Origin of the sequence: Salinivibrio sp. AR647 (assembly GCF_001995415.1) — a bacterium.
GTDB classification, from domain to species: Bacteria; Pseudomonadota; Gammaproteobacteria; order Enterobacterales; family Vibrionaceae; genus Salinivibrio; species Salinivibrio costicola.
This window is the reverse complement of sequence record NZ_MUFE01000001.1, coordinates 106961-126225: the sequence shown is the minus strand read 5'-3', so window position 1 is coordinate 126225 and position 19265 is coordinate 106961. Positions and strand designations below refer to the sequence as shown.

Here is a 19265-nt window from a genome sequence, read left to right as displayed (position 1 = left end):
GAAGGCGGCCGCTCTTTATTTTTAAAAACAATGACAGACGAGAGGAATCACAATGTCTAAGATCGTTAAAGTTCTAGGTCGTGAAATTATTGATTCACGCGGTAACCCTACCGTTGAAGCGGAAGTTCACCTAGAAGGTGGTTTCGTTGGTATGGCAGCAGCTCCTTCTGGTGCATCTACGGGTTCTCGCGAAGCACTAGAACTGCGTGACGGTGATAAGTCACGTTTCATGGGTAAAGGCGTACTGAAAGCGATTGAAGCTGTGAATGGCCCAATCGCAGAAGCATTGCTGGGTAAAGACGCTAAAGCGCAAGCGGATATCGACCAAGTGATGATCGATCTCGACGGTACCGAGAACAAATCTCAGTTCGGTGCTAACGCTATCCTCGCGGTTTCTTTGGCGAACGCCAAAGCGGCGGCAGCGGCAAAAGGCATGCCTTTGTTCGAGCATATCGCTGAGCTAAACGGTACTGCGGGTCAGTTCTCTATGCCTCTGCCAATGATGAATATCCTGAATGGTGGTGAGCACGCGGATAACAACGTTGATATCCAAGAGTTCATGATCCAGCCAGTCGGTGCTAAGACGCTAAAAGAAGCGCTGCGTATCGGTGCAGAAGTATTCCACAACCTTGCCAAAGTACTGAAAGCCAAAGGCCTAAGCACTGCTGTTGGTGACGAAGGTGGTTTTGCGCCTAATCTAGAGTCAAACGCAGCAGCACTCGCTGCGATTAAAGAAGCGGTTGAGCAAGCAGGCTACGAGCTGGGTAAAGACATTACTTTAGCAATGGACTGTGCAGCGTCTGAGTTCTATGACAAAGAGCAAGGCATCTACAACATGAAAGGTGAAGGTAAAACCTTCTCTTCAGAAGAGTTTAACCACTATCTTGCTAAGCTGGCTGAAGAGTACCCAATCGTGTCTATCGAAGACGGCCTCGACGAGTCTGATTGGGACGGCTTTAAGCACCAAACCGAACTGCTGGGTGACAAGCTTCAGCTGGTCGGTGATGACCTGTTCGTGACTAACACTAAGATCCTGAAAGAAGGCATCGACAAAGGTGTGGCGAACTCTATCTTGATCAAATTCAACCAGATCGGTTCATTGACTGAGACGCTGGCTGCAATCAAGATGGCGAAAGACGCTGGTTACACGGCGGTTATCTCTCACCGTTCAGGCGAAACTGAAGACGCAACCATCGCTGACTTAGCGGTGGGTACTGCAGCAGGCCAAATCAAAACCGGTTCGATGAGCCGTTCAGATCGCGTTGCTAAGTACAACCAGCTTATCCGCATCGAAGATGCGCTGGGTGAAAAAGCACCGTTTAACGGTCTAAAAGAAGTGAAAGGCCAATAATCGGCACTTAGACACTTTTATTAGAAAAGCCGCGCCGTTTAACGGCGCGGCTTTTTTTCGTTTAGGAAAACCATGACACCAGCGACCTGATCCGCTAGCCTATGCGACTAGAATTCTATTGTGCAAATACGTCGAGCCGATATAGGAAGGAGTACAGGTATGAGGCTGCTATCGGTTGCGCTGTTTCTCACGCTTGTTTGGCTACAATACGATTTATGGTTAGGCAAAAATGGTGTGACAGATTACTGGCAAATTGAAGCTAATGTCGCCGTGCAGCAGCAGGCCAATCAAAAACTCGTAACGCGTAATCAACAAATGTACGCGGAGATTGCGGATTTAAAACGCGGTCAAGAAGCGATTGAAGAGCGCGCACGTAACGAGCTTGGCATGATCAAACCCGACGAAACATTTTTCCGATTGGTCGATACAAGACAATAACCGATTACCGCCTGCAGGCGGTACTAACAAAGAAGATAACTTGTGGTCGAACAAACCTCTTTGCAGCCTGGCGCTTTGCGGTCGGGTATCAGTGCCGTGGTCCCTGCCGCCGGGGTGGGACGGCGAATGCAGGCTCACTGTCCTAAACAATACCTTACTTTAGCAGGCAAAACGCTGCTTCAACATACCGTTGAGCGCTTGCTGGCACACCCTGCGATTAGTTCGGTGGTGATTGCTATTAGCGCTAACGACGGTTACTTTGCGCAAACTGGCCTTGGTGAGCATGCCGATGTGCAGGTTGTGACCGGGGGGCTAACTCGCGCAACCTCTGTACAAGCTGGATTGGCAGCGGTGACAACTCAGTGGGTCATGGTGCATGATGCGGCACGACCGTGTGTGACGCATGCAGACATTGATGCGCTAATCGCGCACGCGCAATCTCATCAGGACGGAGCCTTATTGGCGGCGCCAGTGAGAGACACGATGAAGCGCGCGAATGACGATGGACAAGTGGCACATACGGTTGAGCGCGAAGCGCTTTGGCATGCCCTGACGCCACAAATGTTTTTAACTCAAACACTAAAATGCGCACTGGAAATAGCCGGTGATCAGGTCACCGATGAAGCTTCCGCGATTGAAGCGATCGGCGGACATCCGATTTTGGTGCCTGCGAGTGCTAGCAATATTAAGGTCACCCATCCAGAGGATCAGTGGCTTGCAGCGTTTTACCTTTCACAACAAGAAGGCCAAGCATGATGCGAATTGGACACGGCTTTGACGTGCATAAATTTGGGGGCGATGGCCCGGTTATTATCGGTGGGGTGGCAGTGCCTTATGAGCAAGGACTGATCGCGCATTCAGACGGTGATGTTGCCCTCCATGCGTTATGTGATGCTTTACTGGGCGCGATTGCCGCCGGCGATATTGGCCAGCATTATCCAGATACCTGTGAAGAATGGGCTGGGGCCGATAGCCGGATGTTACTGCGAGACGTTTACACCAAAGTACGAGCGAAAGGCTATCAGCTCGGGAATGCGGATATCACCATTATTGCCCAAGCACCTAAAATGGGCCCGCATATTCAAGCGATGCGCGCGGCGATCGCAAAAGACTTGTGCGTGGAAACGGGCGCGGTCAACGTCAAAGCGACGACGTCAGAGCGTCTTGGTTTTACTGGCCGTAAAGAAGGCATCGCGTGCGAAGCCGTTGTCTTATTGAATAAAGAGGCTCTATGACAGACTTACTGGCACCTTTAGCGTACTTACATGGTCAGCCGACACAGTCCGGGACCTTAAAAGCCTCTCCAGACGATTTTATTGTCTCAGAATCCCTCGGTTTTACGCCATCTGGTCAAGGCGAGCACTTTTTAGTCCGAATTAAAAAGCGGGGTGAAAACACGCAATACGTGGCTAACGAGCTGGCAAAAGCCTGTGGTGTTACCTCGCGCCAAGTCAGCTGGGCCGGTTTAAAAGATCGCCATGCGGTAACAGAGCAATGGTTCAGCGTTCACCTGCCAGGAAAAGATGATCCGGATTTAGCGGCGTTTGTCGAGACCCATCCGGGTGTTGTCAGTATCGAGGGCACCGCACGGCATCAACATAAACTACGTCCGGGTGATTTGATTGGTAATCAGTTTACGCTCTGTATTCGTCAGCTTACCGATCCGCAAGCATTGCTCCCTCGTCTTGAAGCCATTGCTAAAGAGGGCGTCCCTAATTATTTTGGCGCTCAGCGATTTGGTCGCGAGGGCAACAATGTGGCGATAGCTCGTGCTTGGGGGCGTGGAGAGCGTAAAGTTCGGGATAAGAGTAAACGTAGTTTTTATCTCTCAGCTGCGCGTGCGTTGTTGTTTAATCAAGTGGTTTCTGCGCGATTAAAGGCTGGCTTGTTTGACCAGACACTGGCTGGTGATTTATGTATGGACGAGCAAAAACAAACGAATACGGTCGAGGCCGGTCTTCAAAAGCCAACCATTACTGCACCGATGACGGGTGATAATGCTTTACCGACCACCGCTGACGCCGAGCAGTTTGAGTTAAATGTGGTAGAACAAGAGCCAGATTTATTGGCGGTGATTCGCGATAATCGCATGCGTCATGACCGTCGCCTAATACGTTTACTGCCTCAGGCCATGACGTGGTCGCACGATACTGATACCTTGACCGTCAGTTTCTTTTTACCTGCGGGGGCATTTGCGACAGCAGTGATGAGAGAAGTTGTGATTGCAAATGAACAAGGAGAGCGTGATGCGCATATTGATTAGTAACGATGACGGCTACCATGCGCAAGGGATCCAAACATTGACCGAGGTGTTATCGAGTATTGCTGATGTCGTAGTCGCCGCGCCGGATCGTAACTGCTCAGGGGCCTCCAACTCGTTAACGTTGGAAAATCCATTACGGGTACGTGAACTGGGTCCCCAACGTTATGCGGTTCAAGGCACCCCGACGGATTCGGTCCATTTAGCCCTGCGGGAGCTGTTGCCGTGGGAGCCCGATTTTGTGATTACAGGGATCAATCATGGGGCGAATTTGGGTGATGACGTACTGTACTCGGGGACGGTCGCTGCGGCAACAGAAGGCTTTTTCCTCGGCGCGCCAGCAATCGCAGTCTCACTTTGTGGTCATCAACACTTTGACACTGCGGCACATGTGGTGAAACAGTTTTTAGCGAAAAACCAGCGTCATGAGGCGCCGAACCATCGTTTGATCAATATTAATGTGCCGGATGTGCCTCTTGACCGTCTTGCGGGTTGGAAAGTGACCCGTCTTGGCGCCCGCCACCACGCAGAAGATGTGATAAAACAAGGCGATCCGCGAGGTAAACCGATATACTGGATTGGCGCGCCGGGTAAAACACAAGACGCAGGACCAGGAACCGACTTCCATGCGATTTCTGAGCAGTTTGTCTCTATCACACCACTGCAAGTGGATTTAACCGCTCATGATACGCTAGGTGTGTTTTCGCAATGGCTGACTGAGTAGTCCCCTCGCGTGCCATACTGGGCTAGCCGCAATGAGGCGGCAGCCTTATTTATCGATTCAAACTCAGTGATAAAGGAAGCAGACGTTGAGTCAAGCGCAATCACTTATTCAATTTTTGCAACAACAAGGTGTGACAAACACTGACGTTTTAGATGCCATGCAAGCCGTGCCCAGACATTTGTTTGTCTCTGAAGCCATGACCCACCAGGCCTACGGAAACAATGCGTTACCGATTGGTTGGGGACAAACCATTTCACAACCTTATATTGTGGCTAAGATGACATCGCTACTCAATTTGCAACGAGATAGTCGCATTTTGGAAATTGGCACTGGGTCCGGTTATCAAACCGCCATCCTCGCGAACTTGGTCGATCATGTTTATTCTGTCGAACGGATTAAACAATTACAAATGCTGGCCAAACGGCGCCTTAAACAGCTGGATATTTATAACGTTTCCACCAAGCATGGAGATGGTTGGCAAGGTTGGCCGAGTAAAGGACCGTATGATGCTATTATGGTCACCGCGGCAGCCGCCAACATTCCGGAGGCTTTGTGTGAACAACTTAATGATGGCGGTGTGATGTTGATTCCCATTGGTGATGCTGAGCAAACGCTGATGAAAGTCACGCGTGACGGAACGAGATTCGACACCGAGATGGTTGAATCGGTTAAATTTGTTCCCCTTGTTGCGGGCGAACTGGCATAAACTGCCTGAGCGATGGAGCTGTGTTTTAAAATAGATGAAAATCGCGCTTTTTCTGTCACTATTGGTTTTTTTATCTGGTTGTTCCTGGCGAGGACCGGCACCGGTATCCAGTGTGACGCCCGATTACACCAGTGTGGATAGAGGCAGCTATCGCGGTAGCTATTATGAAGTGAAAAAAGGCGACACGCTTTACTACATCGCTTACATCACGGATCGCGATATTGACGATATCATCGAGCATAATAATTTACAGCCTCCTTACACCATTTATCCCGGGCAGACACTGGCATTGTGGAAGCCCGCTTATCAGCGTCCCGATGTGGCTAAATCGCCCACTAGGGAGCAATCTTCCTCATCTTCTTCTGCTGCCGAGGTCGTCGCCAATGGCGCTTCTGTGGCCGCTGCCACAAAAGCCACTGCAAGTGCTGCGTCGGTAGCAGCATCTTCTAGAAAAGGCGCCGATCCTGGCAAATTCGAGGGGAAAAAGAAGTCAAAAACCGCGACTCAACGCACAAAAGACGTTGAATCGGACCCTTCAGCGGGGTACAGTCAAGTAAAAGAAAAAAGTAAAAAAGTTGTTAATAAGCGGACCGCTAGCGTATCTAACCAACAGATTACCTGGCAATGGCCAGCAAAAGGCCGAATGGTGTCCCGATTTTCTAGTACAGAGCGAGGCAATAAGGGCATAGATATTGCTGGGCAACGAGGACAACGTATTCAGGCAGCGGCAGATGGAAAAGTCGTTTACGCCGGAAGCGCGCTTCGAGGTTACGGTAAATTAATAATAGTGAAACACAATGATGATTATCTAAGTGCGTACGCGCACAACGATTCGTTTTATGTTTCAGAAGGCCAAGCTGTCACGAAGGGGCAAAAAATAGCTTCAATGGGCAGTTCTGGTGCAAACAGTGTTCGGTTGCATTTTGAAATTCGCTACAAAGGAAAATCGGTCAATCCGTTGCATTATCTGCCAAAGCGTTAGCACAGGGGCAAAACCAAAGTGATAACGCTGCAGCCACCGATGTGACGGGGCCGGTTAAAGCAGAAACACATTCTGCTTTGCTGCTACGTCATAAGGGAGGCGCTATGAGCCAAACAAATACCGCAAAAAAACTGGACGGCTTGAATCAAGACGTGGAATTGGACACCGTTGAGGCGCAAGCCACAGAGGTGGCCGAAGAAGTCGAAGAGGCTGTTCAGCAACAAGCAGCCACGTCCAAAGCCTCTGATGCCACCCAACTTTACCTAAGTGAAATCGGCTTCTCACCACTTCTTACCGCCGAAGAAGAGGTGCTTTATGCACGTCGAGCGCTACGGGGTGATGAGGTTGCGCGTAAACGTATGATTGAGAGTAACCTGCGATTGGTGGTTAAAATTTCGCGTCGTTACTCGAATCGGGGGCTAGCGTTATTGGATCTGGTTGAAGAAGGGAACCTTGGCCTGATCCGTGCCGTAGAAAAGTTTGACCCAGAGCGCGGCTTCCGTTTTTCAACCTATGCAACCTGGTGGATTCGCCAAACCATTGAGCGTGCCATTATGAACCAGACGCGTACTATTCGTCTGCCTATTCATGTCGTCAAAGAGTTGAATGTGTATCTGCGTACTGCCCGTGAATTAGCGCAAAAGCTAGATCATGAGCCGACAGCGGAAGATATTGCCGCGCAGCTTGATAAGCCGGTTGAAGATGTAAATCGTATGCTCCGCCTCAATGAACGTATTGGCTCTGTGGATAATCCGATTGGTGGTGACTCAGAAAAAGCGCTGTTGGATATCATCCCTGACGAAAAGCAGGATGGCCCTGAATACACCACGCAAGACGATGATATGAAGAAATCGATTGTGCAATGGCTACAGGAGCTGAATCCGAAGCAACGCGAAGTGTTGTCGCGCYGGTTTGGTCTTCTGGGACATGAAGCCTCTACGCTGGAAGATGTTGGGCGTGAAATTGGCCTAACCCGTGAGCGGGTTCGTCAAATTCAAGTGGAAGGCCYACGTCGTTTACGCGACATGCTGACCCATCAAGGGCTAAGTATTGAATCGCTCTTTAATGTCGAACAATAGACAATACTACCCAAATCATAGCGCAACATTAAAACGGGACAGCAAAGGCTGTCCCGTTTTTTGTTGTGCGGTCATCGATGCTTTGGTGATGATTAACGCGCGATAATCAATGCGAATGGCTTCACCTGGCGTGATTAACGTGATTGCTGCAATGCTTTAAGGGCATAAAGCGCATCTAAGGCCTGACGCGGGGTCATTTCATCTGGATTGAATGCATCAATTGCATGATCTAATTCACTGGGCTCGGGGAGCAAAGGCAATTGCGTCGGTGTTATTTTACCGACCGACTGTTCGGTATTTGCCGTGTGCTGGCCGCTTTGCTCGAGTTGGGCCAACTTATGTTTGGCGCGGCGAATGACGGGTTTGGGAACCCCGGCCAGGCTTGCGACTGCTAAACCATAAGATTTACTGGCTGCTCCCTCTTGTACCGCGTGCATAAAGGCGATTTCATCGCCATGCTCCATCGCATCTAGATGAACGTTGACCAAGCCTTCCATTTGTCCTGGCAGTTCGGTGAGCTCAAAGTAATGTGTGGCAAATAGGGTCATGGCATGGATTTTTTCTGCCAGCCACTCGGCACTGGCCCATGCTAAGGACAAGCCATCATAAGTACTGGTGCCGCGTCCAATTTCATCCATTAACACCAAGCTGTTGGCCGTGGCATTGTGAAGAATGTTCGCGGTTTCTGTCATCTCTACCATAAATGTCGAACGCCCTGAGGCAAGGTCATCGGACGCGCCAATACGGGTAAAGATACGATCAACAGGTCCAATGGTGGCGTGCTCGGCGGGCACATAGGCACCGATATGACTTAGCAAGGTGATCAAGGCTGTTTGACGCATATAGGTAGATTTACCCCCCATATTCGGACCGGTAATGATCAGCATGCGGCGTTCAGGATTTAATGTGATCGGGTTGGGGATAAATGGATCCGTCATGACCTGCTCAACCACCGGGTGTCGACCCGCTTCGATATCGATCCCCGGTTGTTCGGTCAATGTTGGGCGATGATAGTTGAGGCTATCAGCACGCTCCGCGAGGTTACACAATACATCTAACGCGGATAACGCCTCTGACGCTTGCTGTAATCGCGCCAAATGTGGCAGTAACTGATCAAACAATTCGTCCCATAAGCGTTTTTCGAGCGCCAACGCATTAGACCGAGAGCTTAATACTTTGTCTTCATGCTCTTTTAATTCTGGGATGATGTAGCGCTCGGCATTTTTAAGCGTTTGACGGCGAATATAGTGCGCAGGTACCCGATCACTTTGCGCGCGGCTGATTTGAATATAAAAACCATGCACCTGGTTATAACCCACTTTCAGCGTGTCGATGCCATGTTGCTCGCGCTCGCGGGTTTCTAGTTCTTCTAAGTAACGTGATGCGCCTTCGGACAAGTCGCGCCACTCATCCAGTTCCGCGTTGTACCCTGGCGCAATCACGCCGCCATCACGGATCACTACCGGTGGATTGTCGACGACGGCCCGCGTGAGTAGATCGTGTAACTCCGGCATCGGAGTGGTGGCTTTTTGGTGATCGGAGAAGGCACTGTGGTCAAGCTCGGTGAGCAATGTTTGCACCTCAGGTAGCTGCGCCAATGCAGTACGTAGCCTTGCCATATCACGCGGGCGCGCTGAACGCATGGCCAAGCGAGCAAGGACACGTTCAATGTCTCCCACCGGCTTGAGGGCGTCGCTAAGATCCGTGTACAAGCTATTGTCTAGCAGGGTGCCAATGGCATCTAAGCGCTGATTGAGCACTTGGCGATCGCGCAAGGGTTGATGTAACCAGCGTTTGAGTAAACGGCTGCCCATCGGTGTCGTGGTTTGGTCTAGCACCTCGGCCAGCGTGTTATCGGTGCCACCGGCGAGATTTTGGGTGATTTCTAAGTTACGTCGTGTTGCAGCATCAAGCACGACAGAGCTATCTTGCTGATCTTTAACAATGGCACGAATGTGAGGCAGTGCCGTACGCTGCGTTTCTTTAGCATATTGTAAAACACAGCCTGCCGCGCTTAGCCCAAGAGAGCAGTCCTCGACGCCAAAGCCAACTAAATCGCGCGTACCAAACTGGCCGGTCAATTGGCTGCGTGCCGTGTCTAAATCAAACTCCCATATTGGACGGCGTCTTGCACCGCGGCTCACCGATAAGAGATCGGGGTAGGGGAAGTCCTCTGGATACAAGAGTTCGACAGGCTGAGTACGCTGCAATTCCGCCTGCATCTGCTCATAGGTTGTCGGCTCAGTCAGAACGAATCGCCCAGAGGTGATATCTAAGGTTGCAAAGCCAAACTGGTCGTTATCGCACGTCAATGCGGCCACTAGGTTGTCGACGCGTTCACTCAGCAATGCCTCATCAGAGACGGTACCCGGTGTCACGATGCGTACCACCTGGCGCTCAACCGGGCCTTTACTGGTGGCAGGATCACCAATTTGCTCGCAAATGGCAACGGGTTCACCCAATTGCACCAACTTGGCTAAATAGCCTTCCACGGCATGATAGGGCACGCCTGCCATGGGGATCGGTTCACCGCCTGAACTGCCGCGTTTGGTCAACGAAATATCTAATAATTGAGAGGCGCGTTTGGCATCGTCGTAAAAGAGTTCGTAAAAATCTCCCATACGATAAAAGAGCAGCTCTTCAGGATGCTGCGCTTTAAGTTTGAGATACTGTTGCATCATGGGAGTGTGCTTTTCGAGCGCTTGTACTGTCACGACTAGACCTGCAAAATGGAACGTTAAGGGCGTTAGAATACGTGATCGGACCGCAAGGGGTAAAGTTGTGGTGCAGGTTTCTCAACCCAATAAAAAGGAGTGCGCAGTGGACCCTTTATTCTCATTGGCAAAGCGTTTGGGTGATGCCCTATTGGATACAGAATTAACCGTGACTACCGCGGAGTCATGCACCGGCGGCGGTATTGCCTATTGCCTGACCGATGTGCCAGGCAGCTCGCAGTGGTTTCAGCAGGCATGGGTTACCTATAGCAACACCGCAAAGCAAGCATTAGTTCATGTCCCCACGGATTTACTGGCCCAGTATGGCGCAGTGAGCGAGCCTGTGGTCAGCGCGATGGCGGAAGGTGCATTGGCCGAGGCTAACGCAGGATTAGCGATTGCGGTCAGTGGTGTTGCAGGACCGAGTGGTGGTAGCGATGATAAACCGATCGGTACTGTTTGGTTTGCTTGGGCATGGCACAATGGTGAAACGGATAGTGAAGTATGTCATTTTGATGGTGATCGGCGCGCCGTGCGTGAACAAACCATTGAACATGCACTCTCATTTGCGCTACAGCGATTGTCGCCATAATCGGAGGCGTGTCGCATCCGATAGATTTTTTCTAAACAGGGCTAGACACTGTATAAATGGACAGTATACTTAGCCCCATTAATGATAGCTTTTATCTCATAGAGATAGCGTTTTATTTCCTGGAGACCGAAATGGACGATAACAAAGAAAAGGCGCTCGCAGCCGCACTCGGGCAAATCGAAAAGCAATTTGGCAAAGGCTCAATCATGCGTCTGGGTGATGACCGTACCATGGACATCGAAACCGTATCGACCGGCTCTTTGTCTCTGGATATTGCGCTAGGTGCAGGTGGCCTACCATTTGGTCGTATCATCGAGATCTATGGACCTGAATCATCAGGTAAAACGACATTGACCCTAGAAGCCATCGCTGAAGCACAAAAAAAGGGCAAGACTTGTGCGTTTATTGACGCGGAACACGCACTCGACCCAATCTATGCGCGCAAGCTGGGTGTCGATATTGATAACCTGTTGGTGTCTCAGCCCGATACTGGCGAACAAGCTTTGGAAATTGCTGATGCGCTGACGCGTTCCGGGGCCGTTGATATGATTGTTATCGATTCGGTCGCAGCCTTGACGCCAAAAGCTGAGATTGAAGGCGAAATGGGCGACTCCCACATGGGTCTGCAAGCGCGTATGCTGTCACAAGCAATGCGTAAGCTGACCGCCAACATCAAAAACAGCAATACCATGATGGTCTTTATCAACCAAATTCGGATGAAGATTGGTGTGATGTTTGGTAACCCAGAAACGACCACAGGCGGTAATGCATTGAAGTTCTATGCATCGGTCCGTTTAGATATTCGCCGCATTGGTGCGATTAAAGAAGGCGATGAAGTGGTGGGTAACGAAACCCGCGTCAAAGTGGTAAAAAACAAAGTCGCCGCACCGTTTAAACAAGCAGAGTTCCAAATTCTTTATGGTCAGGGCATTAACTTGCAGGGCGAGCTGGTGGATCTGGGTGTGAAACATAAACTGGTAGAAAAAGCCGGAGCTTGGTACAGCTACAAAGGCGATAAAATTGGCCAAGGTAAAGCCAATGCATGTAAATACCTGAAAGAAAACCCCCATATTGCTGAAGAAATTGACACTACCTTGCGTGAGATGTTGCTGCAGCCAGGCCTGAACAACGAAGCTGTAGACGCCAACGTTGAGGCAGATACTGAGGACGAGAAGCTGTAATGGCGGCATCGTGCCAAGAAATAGCGGTGGGCCTGTTGGCTCGCCGCGATCACTCTGTCCACGAGCTAACACAAAAATTGTCTCAACGCGGATTTGATGACGACGCAATTACCCTCAGTATTAATGACTGCTTAGAACGAGGCTGGTTAGATGACGCGCGCTTTGCTACCAGCTTGTTGCGTCAGGGGATTAACAAACACCATGGCTGGTTGCGTATCTGCCAAGATGCGAAACGTAAAGGCGTTGATATTGAGCTATTAGCCCGCGCAGAGCAAGACGCTGAAGTGGATTGGTACCTACTCGCCAAAGAAACAGCGATACGTAAGTATGCTGACCTAGATGGCCGTCTTCCTCCTGTTGAGCACAAGGTGAAAGCGAAACGCATGCGTTTTTTACAATCGCGCGGTTTTAACTTTGATCAAATCCAATACGCGCTGAATGACGACGATATCGACCCGCATTTCTAAACCAATCCTACTCTGTCTCTTTTCCCCACGCGATCGGTTGTTTACAATGGCGTAAACAATACGATGCTCCCATCGCGTCATTACCATAACCGGTTGCTAACGCAATATTCGATTATCAGGATTAGCCAATGTATATGAGCACTGATGAGATCCGTACAGCGTTTCTCAAGTTCTTTGAAAGCAAAGGGCACCAGATTGTGCCTAGCTCATCGCTCGTCCCTGCCGACGACCCAACACTGTTGTTCACTAATGCAGGCATGAACCAATTTAAGGACACCTTCTTAGGGGCCGAGAAGCGAGACTACACACGTGCGACCTCAGCACAACGTTGTGTGCGCGCCGGCGGTAAACATAACGACCTTGAAAATGTAGGCTTTACCGCTCGTCATCACACCTTTTTTGAAATGCTCGGTAACTTTAGTTTTGGTGACTACTTCAAAAAAGACGCGATTGCTTATGCGTGGGCGTTTTTGACCGAGACGATCGGTTTGCCAAAAGAAAAACTGTTGGTGACCATTTACCACACTGATGACGAAGCGTTTGATCTTTGGCATAACACCATCGGTGTACCGGCGGATCGCATTGTGCGTATCGGCGATAAAGAAGGCGGAAAGCCGTATGAGTCAGACAACTTCTGGCAAATGGGGGATACCGGACCTTGTGGGCCTTGCAGTGAAATTTTCTACGACCACGGTGAGCATATCTGGGGAGGACCTCCAGGTACGCCTGAAGAAGACGGTGATCGCTTCATTGAGATCTGGAACATCGTTTTCATGCAGTTCAATCGACAAGCTGATGGCACCATGGAGAACCTCCCTAAACCGTCAGTTGATACGGGAATGGGGATTGAGCGTATCGCCGCGATTAAGCAAGGCGTGCACTCCAACTATGAAATTGATGTTTTCCAGCAATTAATTAAGCAAGTGGCTGACATCATCGGCGTTGAAGACCTGACCAATCAGTCTTTGCGTGTGGTCGCTGATCATATCCGATCTTGTGCGTATTTGATTGTCGATGGTGTGATGCCTTCTAACGAAGGGCGCGGCTACGTGTTACGTCGAATTATTCGTCGTGCGGTGCGTCATGGTAATAAGTTAGGCAGCAAAGACACCTTCTTCTACAAGTTGGTGGGGCCGTTGGCCACCATCATGGGCACGGCCGGCGAAGATCTGCGTGCGCAGCAAACCATGGTTGAAAAAGTCCTAAAAATTGAAGAAGACAACTTTAGTCGTACTCTTGAACGCGGCATGTTAATGCTAGAAGAAGCGTTAGATAAAGTGGATGGCGATGAGTTGGATGGCGAGACCGTCTTCAAGCTTTACGATACCTACGGCTTTCCAGCGGACTTAACCAACGATGTCGCGCGTGAGCGCGGTTACCGCATTGATGAAGCTGGTTTTGAAGCGGCGATGGACGCTCAGCGTCAACGCGCGCGTGAAGCCGGTCAATTTGGCACCGATTATAACCAAACGATTAAAGTCGACCACGGCTCTGATTTCTGCGGTTACACAGGCACAGAGGCGAAAGGTCAGATCACTGAGATTTTCGTGGAGGGTGAATCGGTCGACCATCTGGCATCGGGCGATCACGCGGTGGTTATCCTCGACCACACCCCTTTCTATGCCGAAGCCGGTGGTCAGTGTGGTGATACAGGCATCATTGATACCGACGAAGGGCGTTTCACGGTAACGGATACCCAGAAGATCGGGCAGGCGATTGCTCATTATGGTGCTTTATCCGACGGACAGCTAAGTGTTGGCGCGCAGGCAACCGCGCAAGTCGATGCCAAGCGTCGTCATGCGGTGGCCATGAACCACTCAGCCACGCACCTGTTACATGCAGCGCTCCGTGAGGTGCTCGGCGATCACATTGCGCAAAAAGGGTCCTTGGTGCGCGCTGATGGTTTGCGCTTTGATTTTTCTCACTTAGAGCCTGTGACTGCCGATGAGCTAAAAGCGGTAGAGCGTATCGTTAATGAGCAAATTCGCGCGAACAATGCAGTACAAACGGAAGTCATGGATATCGACGCTGCGAAACAAAAAGGCGCGATGGCATTGTTTGGTGAGAAATACGACGACGAAGTGCGCGTATTGAGTATGGGCGACTTCTCCATCGAGCTTTGCGGTGGCACGCATGCCAATCGTACCGGCGACATTGGTATGTTCAAAATCGTTTCAGAGGCAGGTATTGCAGCTGGAGTTCGTCGTATCGAGGCTATTACAGGTCAAGCGGCGATAGATAATGTGTACCAAACCCAAGCCGACTACGAGGCCAAATTGGATGAAGTGCATGGCAAAGCTAAAGGGTTGGAGAAGCAAATCCAACAACTGAAGCAAAAGCTCGCAGCACAAGAAAGCGCTGGATTGATTAATCAAGTGCGCGAAATCAATGGCACTAAGGTACTGATCAGCCAACTCGATGGGGCAGATAACAAGGCACTGCGTAGTATGGTTGATGATCTCAAAAACCAAATGGGGAGCGGGATTGTGCTTCTCGGCAATGTCGCCAACGATAAAGTAGGCTTGATTGCGGGTGTGACCAAAGATCTCACCGGTACAGTGAAAGCGGGTGAGCTGGTCAATGTTGTCGCGCAACAAGTCGGTGGTAAAGGCGGTGGTCGCCCTGATATGGCGCAAGCGGGTGGTAGCGATGTAAGCGCATTACCCAGCGCGTTAGCCGCTGTCGATGCTTGGCTTGCCGAGCGGTTATAATTCGCTAAAAAGCATTTAAGAAAAGTCAAGAAGGTCGCCATGCGCGGCCTTTTTTTGTGATCTAGATTAATAATTGCACTTTTTTTTTGATTCTGTATAGTGCAACGCCTTAGGCGATGTGTCGTGCTGAGCGGTGATATCGCTTACATTTTATCGCTTTGCTGACCAGTGCAACACTGATTTCTCTTACTCTGTTGTCTCAGATCACGCGCCTTTATGGCTAACGGTATGATGATAAAACAGTAAATTTCTCTGCCCTTTTCTGGATATGGTGTGATAATTCGGCCATAGTGTGAAGTGCGGGTAACAAAACCTCCCGCATTGGCATCACGAGCAGGGAAATAATCCAACGATTGCAGATAGCGAGCCGATACGCTGGCGGGTTATCTGGCTCAGAAACTAATTGAATAAATAAAAGATTGATACTCAAGGAGTAGAAGCATGCTGATTTTGACTCGCCGTGTTGGCGAAACCTTGATGATTGGTGATGAAGTCACCGTCACTGTGTTGGGTGTAAAAGGTAACCAAGTACGTATTGGTGTGAATGCACCGAAAGATGTCTCTGTACACCGCGAAGAGATCTACATGCGTATTCAAGCCGAAAAAGGCGCGCCAGCCGGTAGTCAAAACGACTACTAACAAAGCAAAAGAGGTCGACCAGGGTCGGCCTTTTTTATGGTTGGTTTTCCCATAAAATCAAAATGAAACGGCGATAAAACCAACAATAAAAACACCTGGTGGGTAATAATTGTCCATTTGTTAGTAACAAGGCGACTTTTCCCCGAAAAGTGTTTGACATATATCTGGCTCAAAGTAATATGTGCACCCGCAGCGACGGTGAGGTGGCCGAGTGGCTGAAGGCGCTCCCCTGCTAAGGGAGTATACGGTTTGTAGCCGTATCGAGGGTTCGAATCCCTCCCTCACCGCCATGTTGTTGCAAGCAAGATAGATGCGCGTCCGTAGCTCAGCTGGATAGAGTACCTGGCTACGAACCAGGCGGTCGGAGGTTCGAATCCTCCCGGACGCGCCACTACTTGCGGTGAGGTGGCCGAGTGGCTGAAGGCGCTCCCCTGCTAAGGGAGTATACGGTTTGTAGCCGTATCGAGGGTTCGAATCCCTCCCTCACCGCCATTATCGACAAGCCTGCCTTGTGATAATTGCAGTAAAAGATGTGCGTCCGTAGCTCAGCTGGATAGAGTACCTGGCTACGAACCAGGCGGTCGGAGGTTCGAATCCTCCCGGACGCGCCATCACCTCCATGGAAGACCCGCAACACCGTTCAGGATGAACACAAGATTGACGACACGCGCTCGTAGCTCAGCTGGATAGAGTACCTGGCTACGAACCAGGCGGTCGGAGGTTCGAATCCTCCCGAGCGCGCCATCTTCAATCTATGCAAATCCGTCAGCGCGTCCGTAGCTCAGCTGGATAGAGTACCTGGCTACGAACCAGGCGGTCGGAGGTTCGAATCCTCCCGGACGCGCCATTTTGCATTACCTCTTCCTTCTCCTTATTTCCATTTCGCTATCTTTTCATTGTCACCCAAATCGACTTTTCTGTTTATTATTTTCGCTATCGCTATCGCTATCGCTATCGCTATCGCTATCGCTATCGCTATCGCTATTGGACAGCGTGTTGTGATACTGGAAAAACGCTTTTTCCAAAAATGGCATAGTGCGCCTCTATTAATAGCCAAACCGTCAAAACCCTCTATGTACCAGGACGTTTCATCGCGCGATTAACGGACTTGGACGAGATAAATACGCCTTTACGAGTGGCGGTTGTTCGCGTGCGATGAGTGCATCATGACCCGTGTTGTCAGGTAACAAAAACACAACACGAGATTGTCATTTATGCGAATTGTTAGTATTTTGAACGCCGATGATGAAATGGCCACCAAGATAAATGAATAATAACGGGCCATCCGCGCATCATTGCCAGTAAGAGTGAGTAACAAGGAAGACAACCATGGATTTAGGCCCGCTTTTAGAACAAGCACTGACGCTGATGCTGACCGGTATGGTTGTGGTGTTTGTGTTTCTTTCTACGTTGATTTTTTTGGTCCACCAACTAGAACGTTTTGGTGACCCGACCCCGCCAGCTGCTGCTAAGGCACCCGCTAAGCCTAACGCACAACCTGCATCGGAAAACGTATCGCCCGATGTCGTTGCCGCGATCACTGTCGCTGTCCAGCAGTACCGCCAACGCCATCGTTGAGTGGTAAGGCACATATAAAAAGGAGTTTGTTATGTCTACGCCGTTAGCTATTACCGATGTGGTATTGCGTGATGCCCATCAGTCGTTGTTTGCCACACGTCTGCGTTTGGACGATATGTTGCCGATTGCCGCCGAGCTCGATCAGATTGGGTTCTGGTCATTAGAAACATGGGGTGGCGCGACCTTTGATGCCTGTATTCGCTATTTGGGTGAAGATCCTTGGGTACGGTTGCGAGAGCTTAAAAAAGCCATGCCTAATACCCCGATGCAAATGCTTTTACGTGGGCAGAATCTCTTGGGTTACCGCCACTACGCCGATGATGTGGTATACAAGTTCGTTGAACGTGCTCATGCCAACGGTATGGATGTATTCCGCATCTTTGATGCCATGAATGATGTGCGTAACTTTCAAGCCGCTGTGGGTGCGGCAGTGGACGTAGGTGCCCACGCTCAGGGAACGATTTCTTACACCACTAGCCCTGTGCATACCATGGATACCTGGACCGATTTAGCCAAGCAGTTGGAAGATCTTGGCTGTCACTCTCTGTGCATCAAAGATATGTCCGGCCTGCTTAAACCTTATGAAGCGTATGAGCTCGTGAGCCGCATAAAATCGACCTGTGATATTCCCCTGTCGCTGCATTGTCATGCGACCACAGGGTTATCAACAGCAACGGCGGTTAAAGCAGTAGAAGCGGGGTTAGATGTCCTGGATACGGCCATTTCCTCAATGAGCCAAACTTATGGGCATACCCCGACTGAAACCGTTGTTGCGATGCTTGAAGGCACCGAGCGTGAAACTCATCTTGACCTGAATAAACTTGAATCGATTGCGGCTTACTTCCGTACCGTGCGGAAAAAATACGCCCAATTTGAAGGGCAGTTAAAAGGCGTCGACTCACGTATTTTGATCGCGCAAGTGCCCGGCGGTATGTTGACCAACATGGAAAGCCAGCTTAAAGAACAAGGCGCGGCTGACAAAATGGATGAGGTCTTAGACGAAATCCCGCGGGTGCGTGAAGACTTAGGATATATCCCCTTAGTTACGCCGACCTCACAAATTGTCGGATCGCAATCGGTCATTAATGTATTGACCGGCGAGCGTTATAAGAGCATTACTAAAGAGACTGCTGCGCTGTTAAAAGGCGAATATGGAAAAGCCCCCGCACCGGTCAATGCAAAATTACAAGCGCGCGTGCTTGACGGTGAACAAGCGATTACCTGCCGTCCGGCGGATAAATTAGCCCCCGAAATGGAAAACTTGACGCAGGCATTAACCGATAAAGCGTCGACAGAAGGTGTGAGTTTGGCGGAAGAGACGATTGACGATGTCCTCACTTACGCCTTGTTCCCACAAGTGGGTTGGAAATTCCTCCAAAATCGTGGCAATCCTGATGCGTTTGAACCGGTACCCACCGGAGACTCCACGCCGCCAGCAACGCCCGCGGCTAGCCCAGCGAGCCAAGTTGAGGTTGAAACTTACAGCGTGCGCGTTAATGGCCAGGTGTATCAAGTGGATGTCGGTCCCGATGGCGCACTAGGCGCGATCCAAACTGCTAACGATGTCGACAATGCGCCTACAGCACCGCGTGCCCCGGTGTCACAGCCGGCATCTACCCACGCAGAGCCAGTCACCGCACCGTTAGCGGGTAATATCTTTAAAGTCATGGTGACCGCCGGTGAGCATGTACAAGAAGGTGACGTTCTGATCATCCTAGAAGCGATGAAGATGGAAACCGAAGTCAGGGCTGCGCATGCTGGCACTGTCCAAGATGTACAAGTAAAAGAAGGCGACGCCGTGACTGTCGGCATGCCGCTTTTACATTTAGGATAAGAGGGCAGC

At 50.3% G+C, this 19265-nt stretch carries 17 protein-coding genes and 6 tRNA genes; 22 read left to right on the top strand and 1 reads right to left on the bottom strand.

Annotated features, from left to right (window positions below; translation table 11 throughout):
• The first annotated feature begins 52 nt into the window (after positions 1-52).
• The 9 genes from eno (at position 53) to rpoS (ending at position 7540) form a co-directional block, all read left to right on the top strand.
• Positions 53-1351 carry a phosphopyruvate hydratase gene (gene eno / locus BZG76_RS00590; RefSeq protein WP_077459783.1) on the top strand — a complete coding sequence of 433 codons (1299 nt, stop codon included), beginning with the start codon at positions 53-55 and terminating at the stop codon, positions 1349-1351.
• A 159-nt stretch (positions 1352-1510) separates the two neighbouring features.
• Complete coding sequence (gene ftsB / locus BZG76_RS00585) at positions 1511-1789, top strand: cell division protein FtsB (RefSeq protein ID WP_021022088.1); 279 nt, start codon at positions 1511-1513, stop codon at positions 1787-1789.
• Between the two features lie 42 nt (positions 1790-1831).
• The gene (gene ispD / locus BZG76_RS00580) at positions 1832-2545 is read left to right on the top strand and encodes a 2-C-methyl-D-erythritol 4-phosphate cytidylyltransferase (protein WP_274532490.1); all 714 of its coding nucleotides are present in this window, start codon (positions 1832-1834) and stop codon (positions 2543-2545) included.
• On the top strand, positions 2545-3024 hold the full coding sequence (ispF, locus tag BZG76_RS00575) for a 2-C-methyl-D-erythritol 2,4-cyclodiphosphate synthase (protein ID WP_077459782.1): 480 nt from the start codon (positions 2545-2547) through the stop codon (positions 3022-3024). Before ispD ends, ispF begins: the two co-directional genes overlap by 1 nt.
• Positions 3021-4052 carry a tRNA pseudouridine(13) synthase TruD gene (gene truD, locus BZG76_RS00570; protein WP_077459781.1) on the top strand — a complete coding sequence of 344 codons (1032 nt, stop codon included), beginning with the start codon at positions 3021-3023 and terminating at the stop codon, positions 4050-4052. The genes ispF and truD overlap by 4 nt, the downstream gene beginning before the upstream one ends.
• On the top strand, positions 4036-4773 hold the full coding sequence (gene surE / locus BZG76_RS00565) for a 5'/3'-nucleotidase SurE (RefSeq protein ID WP_077459780.1): 738 nt from the start codon (positions 4036-4038) through the stop codon (positions 4771-4773). Before truD ends, surE begins: the two co-directional genes overlap by 17 nt.
• Positions 4774-4858: 85 nt before the next feature.
• Positions 4859-5479, top strand: coding sequence for a protein-L-isoaspartate(D-aspartate) O-methyltransferase (locus BZG76_RS00560; RefSeq protein WP_077459779.1), 621 nt, complete (start codon positions 4859-4861; stop codon positions 5477-5479).
• Positions 5480-5513: 34 nt separating this feature from the next.
• Positions 5514-6461, top strand: coding sequence for a peptidoglycan DD-metalloendopeptidase family protein (locus BZG76_RS00555; protein WP_077459778.1), 948 nt, complete (start codon positions 5514-5516; stop codon positions 6459-6461).
• A 104-nt stretch (positions 6462-6565) separates the two neighbouring features.
• Positions 6566-7540, top strand: a complete 975-nt coding sequence (gene rpoS, locus BZG76_RS00550) for an RNA polymerase sigma factor RpoS (RefSeq protein ID WP_077459777.1) — start codon at positions 6566-6568, stop codon at positions 7538-7540.
• Between the two features lie 134 nt (positions 7541-7674).
• Here rpoS and mutS read toward each other — a convergent pair whose 3' ends face one another.
• Complete coding sequence (gene mutS / locus BZG76_RS00545) at positions 7675-10221, bottom strand: DNA mismatch repair protein MutS (RefSeq protein WP_198532287.1); 2547 nt, start codon at positions 10219-10221, stop codon at positions 7675-7677.
• Between the two features lie 139 nt (positions 10222-10360).
• Between mutS and BZG76_RS00540 the strand changes: the two genes are divergently transcribed.
• The 13 genes from BZG76_RS00540 to oadA all read left to right on the top strand — a co-directional run bounded on the left by BZG76_RS00540 (position 10361) and on the right by oadA (position 19256).
• Positions 10361-10846 (top strand): CinA family protein, encoded by a 486-nt coding sequence (locus tag BZG76_RS00540; protein WP_021022082.1) that lies wholly within the window; start codon positions 10361-10363, stop codon positions 10844-10846.
• Positions 10847-10977: 131 nt separating this feature from the next.
• Positions 10978-12027 (top strand): recombinase RecA, encoded by a 1050-nt coding sequence (gene recA / locus BZG76_RS00535; RefSeq protein ID WP_021022081.1) that lies wholly within the window; start codon positions 10978-10980, stop codon positions 12025-12027.
• The gene (locus BZG76_RS00530; RefSeq protein ID WP_241824024.1) at positions 12027-12494 is read left to right on the top strand and encodes a regulatory protein RecX; all 468 of its coding nucleotides are present in this window, start codon (positions 12027-12029) and stop codon (positions 12492-12494) included. The genes recA and BZG76_RS00530 overlap by 1 nt, the downstream gene beginning before the upstream one ends.
• Before the next feature lie 128 nt (positions 12495-12622).
• Positions 12623-15205 (top strand): alanine--tRNA ligase, encoded by a 2583-nt coding sequence (gene alaS, locus BZG76_RS00525; protein WP_077459775.1) that lies wholly within the window; start codon positions 12623-12625, stop codon positions 15203-15205.
• Between the two features lie 441 nt (positions 15206-15646).
• The gene (gene csrA, locus BZG76_RS00520; RefSeq protein WP_021022078.1) at positions 15647-15844 is read left to right on the top strand and encodes a carbon storage regulator CsrA; all 198 of its coding nucleotides are present in this window, start codon (positions 15647-15649) and stop codon (positions 15842-15844) included.
• 197 nt (positions 15845-16041) lie between these two features.
• Positions 16042-16134: transfer RNA gene (locus BZG76_RS00515), tRNA-Ser, on the top strand.
• A 24-nt stretch (positions 16135-16158) separates the two neighbouring features.
• Positions 16159-16235: transfer RNA gene (locus BZG76_RS00510), tRNA-Arg, on the top strand.
• A gap of 8 nt (positions 16236-16243) precedes the next feature.
• A tRNA-Ser gene (locus tag BZG76_RS00505) sits at positions 16244-16336 on the top strand.
• A 42-nt stretch (positions 16337-16378) separates the two neighbouring features.
• Positions 16379-16455, top strand: a tRNA-Arg gene (locus BZG76_RS00500).
• Positions 16456-16511: 56 nt separating this feature from the next.
• Positions 16512-16588, top strand: a tRNA-Arg gene (locus tag BZG76_RS00495).
• A gap of 26 nt (positions 16589-16614) precedes the next feature.
• Positions 16615-16691: transfer RNA gene (locus BZG76_RS00490), tRNA-Arg, on the top strand.
• 482 nt (positions 16692-17173) lie between these two features.
• Positions 17174-17422 carry an oxaloacetate decarboxylase subunit gamma gene (locus BZG76_RS00485; protein WP_021022076.1) on the top strand — a complete coding sequence of 83 codons (249 nt, stop codon included), beginning with the start codon at positions 17174-17176 and terminating at the stop codon, positions 17420-17422.
• 31 nt (positions 17423-17453) lie between these two features.
• Positions 17454-19256 carry a sodium-extruding oxaloacetate decarboxylase subunit alpha gene (oadA, locus tag BZG76_RS00480; RefSeq protein ID WP_077459774.1) on the top strand — a complete coding sequence of 601 codons (1803 nt, stop codon included), beginning with the start codon at positions 17454-17456 and terminating at the stop codon, positions 19254-19256.
• Positions 19257-19265 lie beyond the last annotated feature (9 nt).

What these genes read in the sequence shown, in the direction of transcription:
- eno (WP_077459783.1), top strand. Translation starts at nt 53, where the DNA reads ATGTCTAAGATCGTTAAAGTTCTAGGTCGTGAAATTATTGATTCACGC.
- ftsB (WP_021022088.1), top strand. Translation starts at nt 1,511, where the DNA reads ATGAGGCTGCTATCGGTTGCGCTGTTTCTCACGCTTGTTTGGCTACAA.
- ispF (WP_077459782.1), top strand. Translation starts at nt 2,545, where the DNA reads ATGCGAATTGGACACGGCTTTGACGTGCATAAATTTGGGGGCGATGGC.
- truD (WP_077459781.1), top strand. Translation starts at nt 3,021, where the DNA reads ATGACAGACTTACTGGCACCTTTAGCGTACTTACATGGTCAGCCGACA.
- surE (WP_077459780.1), top strand. Translation starts at nt 4,036, where the DNA reads ATGCGCATATTGATTAGTAACGATGACGGCTACCATGCGCAAGGGATC.
- BZG76_RS00555 (WP_077459778.1), top strand. Translation starts at nt 5,514, where the DNA reads ATGAAAATCGCGCTTTTTCTGTCACTATTGGTTTTTTTATCTGGTTGT.
- mutS (WP_198532287.1), bottom strand. Translation starts at nt 10,221, where the DNA reads ATGATGCAACAGTATCTCAAACTTAAAGCGCAGCATCCTGAAGAGCTG.
- recA (WP_021022081.1), top strand. Translation starts at nt 10,978, where the DNA reads ATGGACGATAACAAAGAAAAGGCGCTCGCAGCCGCACTCGGGCAAATC.
- BZG76_RS00530 (WP_241824024.1), top strand. Translation starts at nt 12,027, where the DNA reads ATGGCGGCATCGTGCCAAGAAATAGCGGTGGGCCTGTTGGCTCGCCGC.
- alaS (WP_077459775.1), top strand. Translation starts at nt 12,623, where the DNA reads ATGTATATGAGCACTGATGAGATCCGTACAGCGTTTCTCAAGTTCTTT.
- csrA (WP_021022078.1), top strand. Translation starts at nt 15,647, where the DNA reads ATGCTGATTTTGACTCGCCGTGTTGGCGAAACCTTGATGATTGGTGAT.
- BZG76_RS00485 (WP_021022076.1), top strand. Translation starts at nt 17,174, where the DNA reads ATGGATTTAGGCCCGCTTTTAGAACAAGCACTGACGCTGATGCTGACC.
- oadA (WP_077459774.1), top strand. Translation starts at nt 17,454, where the DNA reads ATGTCTACGCCGTTAGCTATTACCGATGTGGTATTGCGTGATGCCCAT.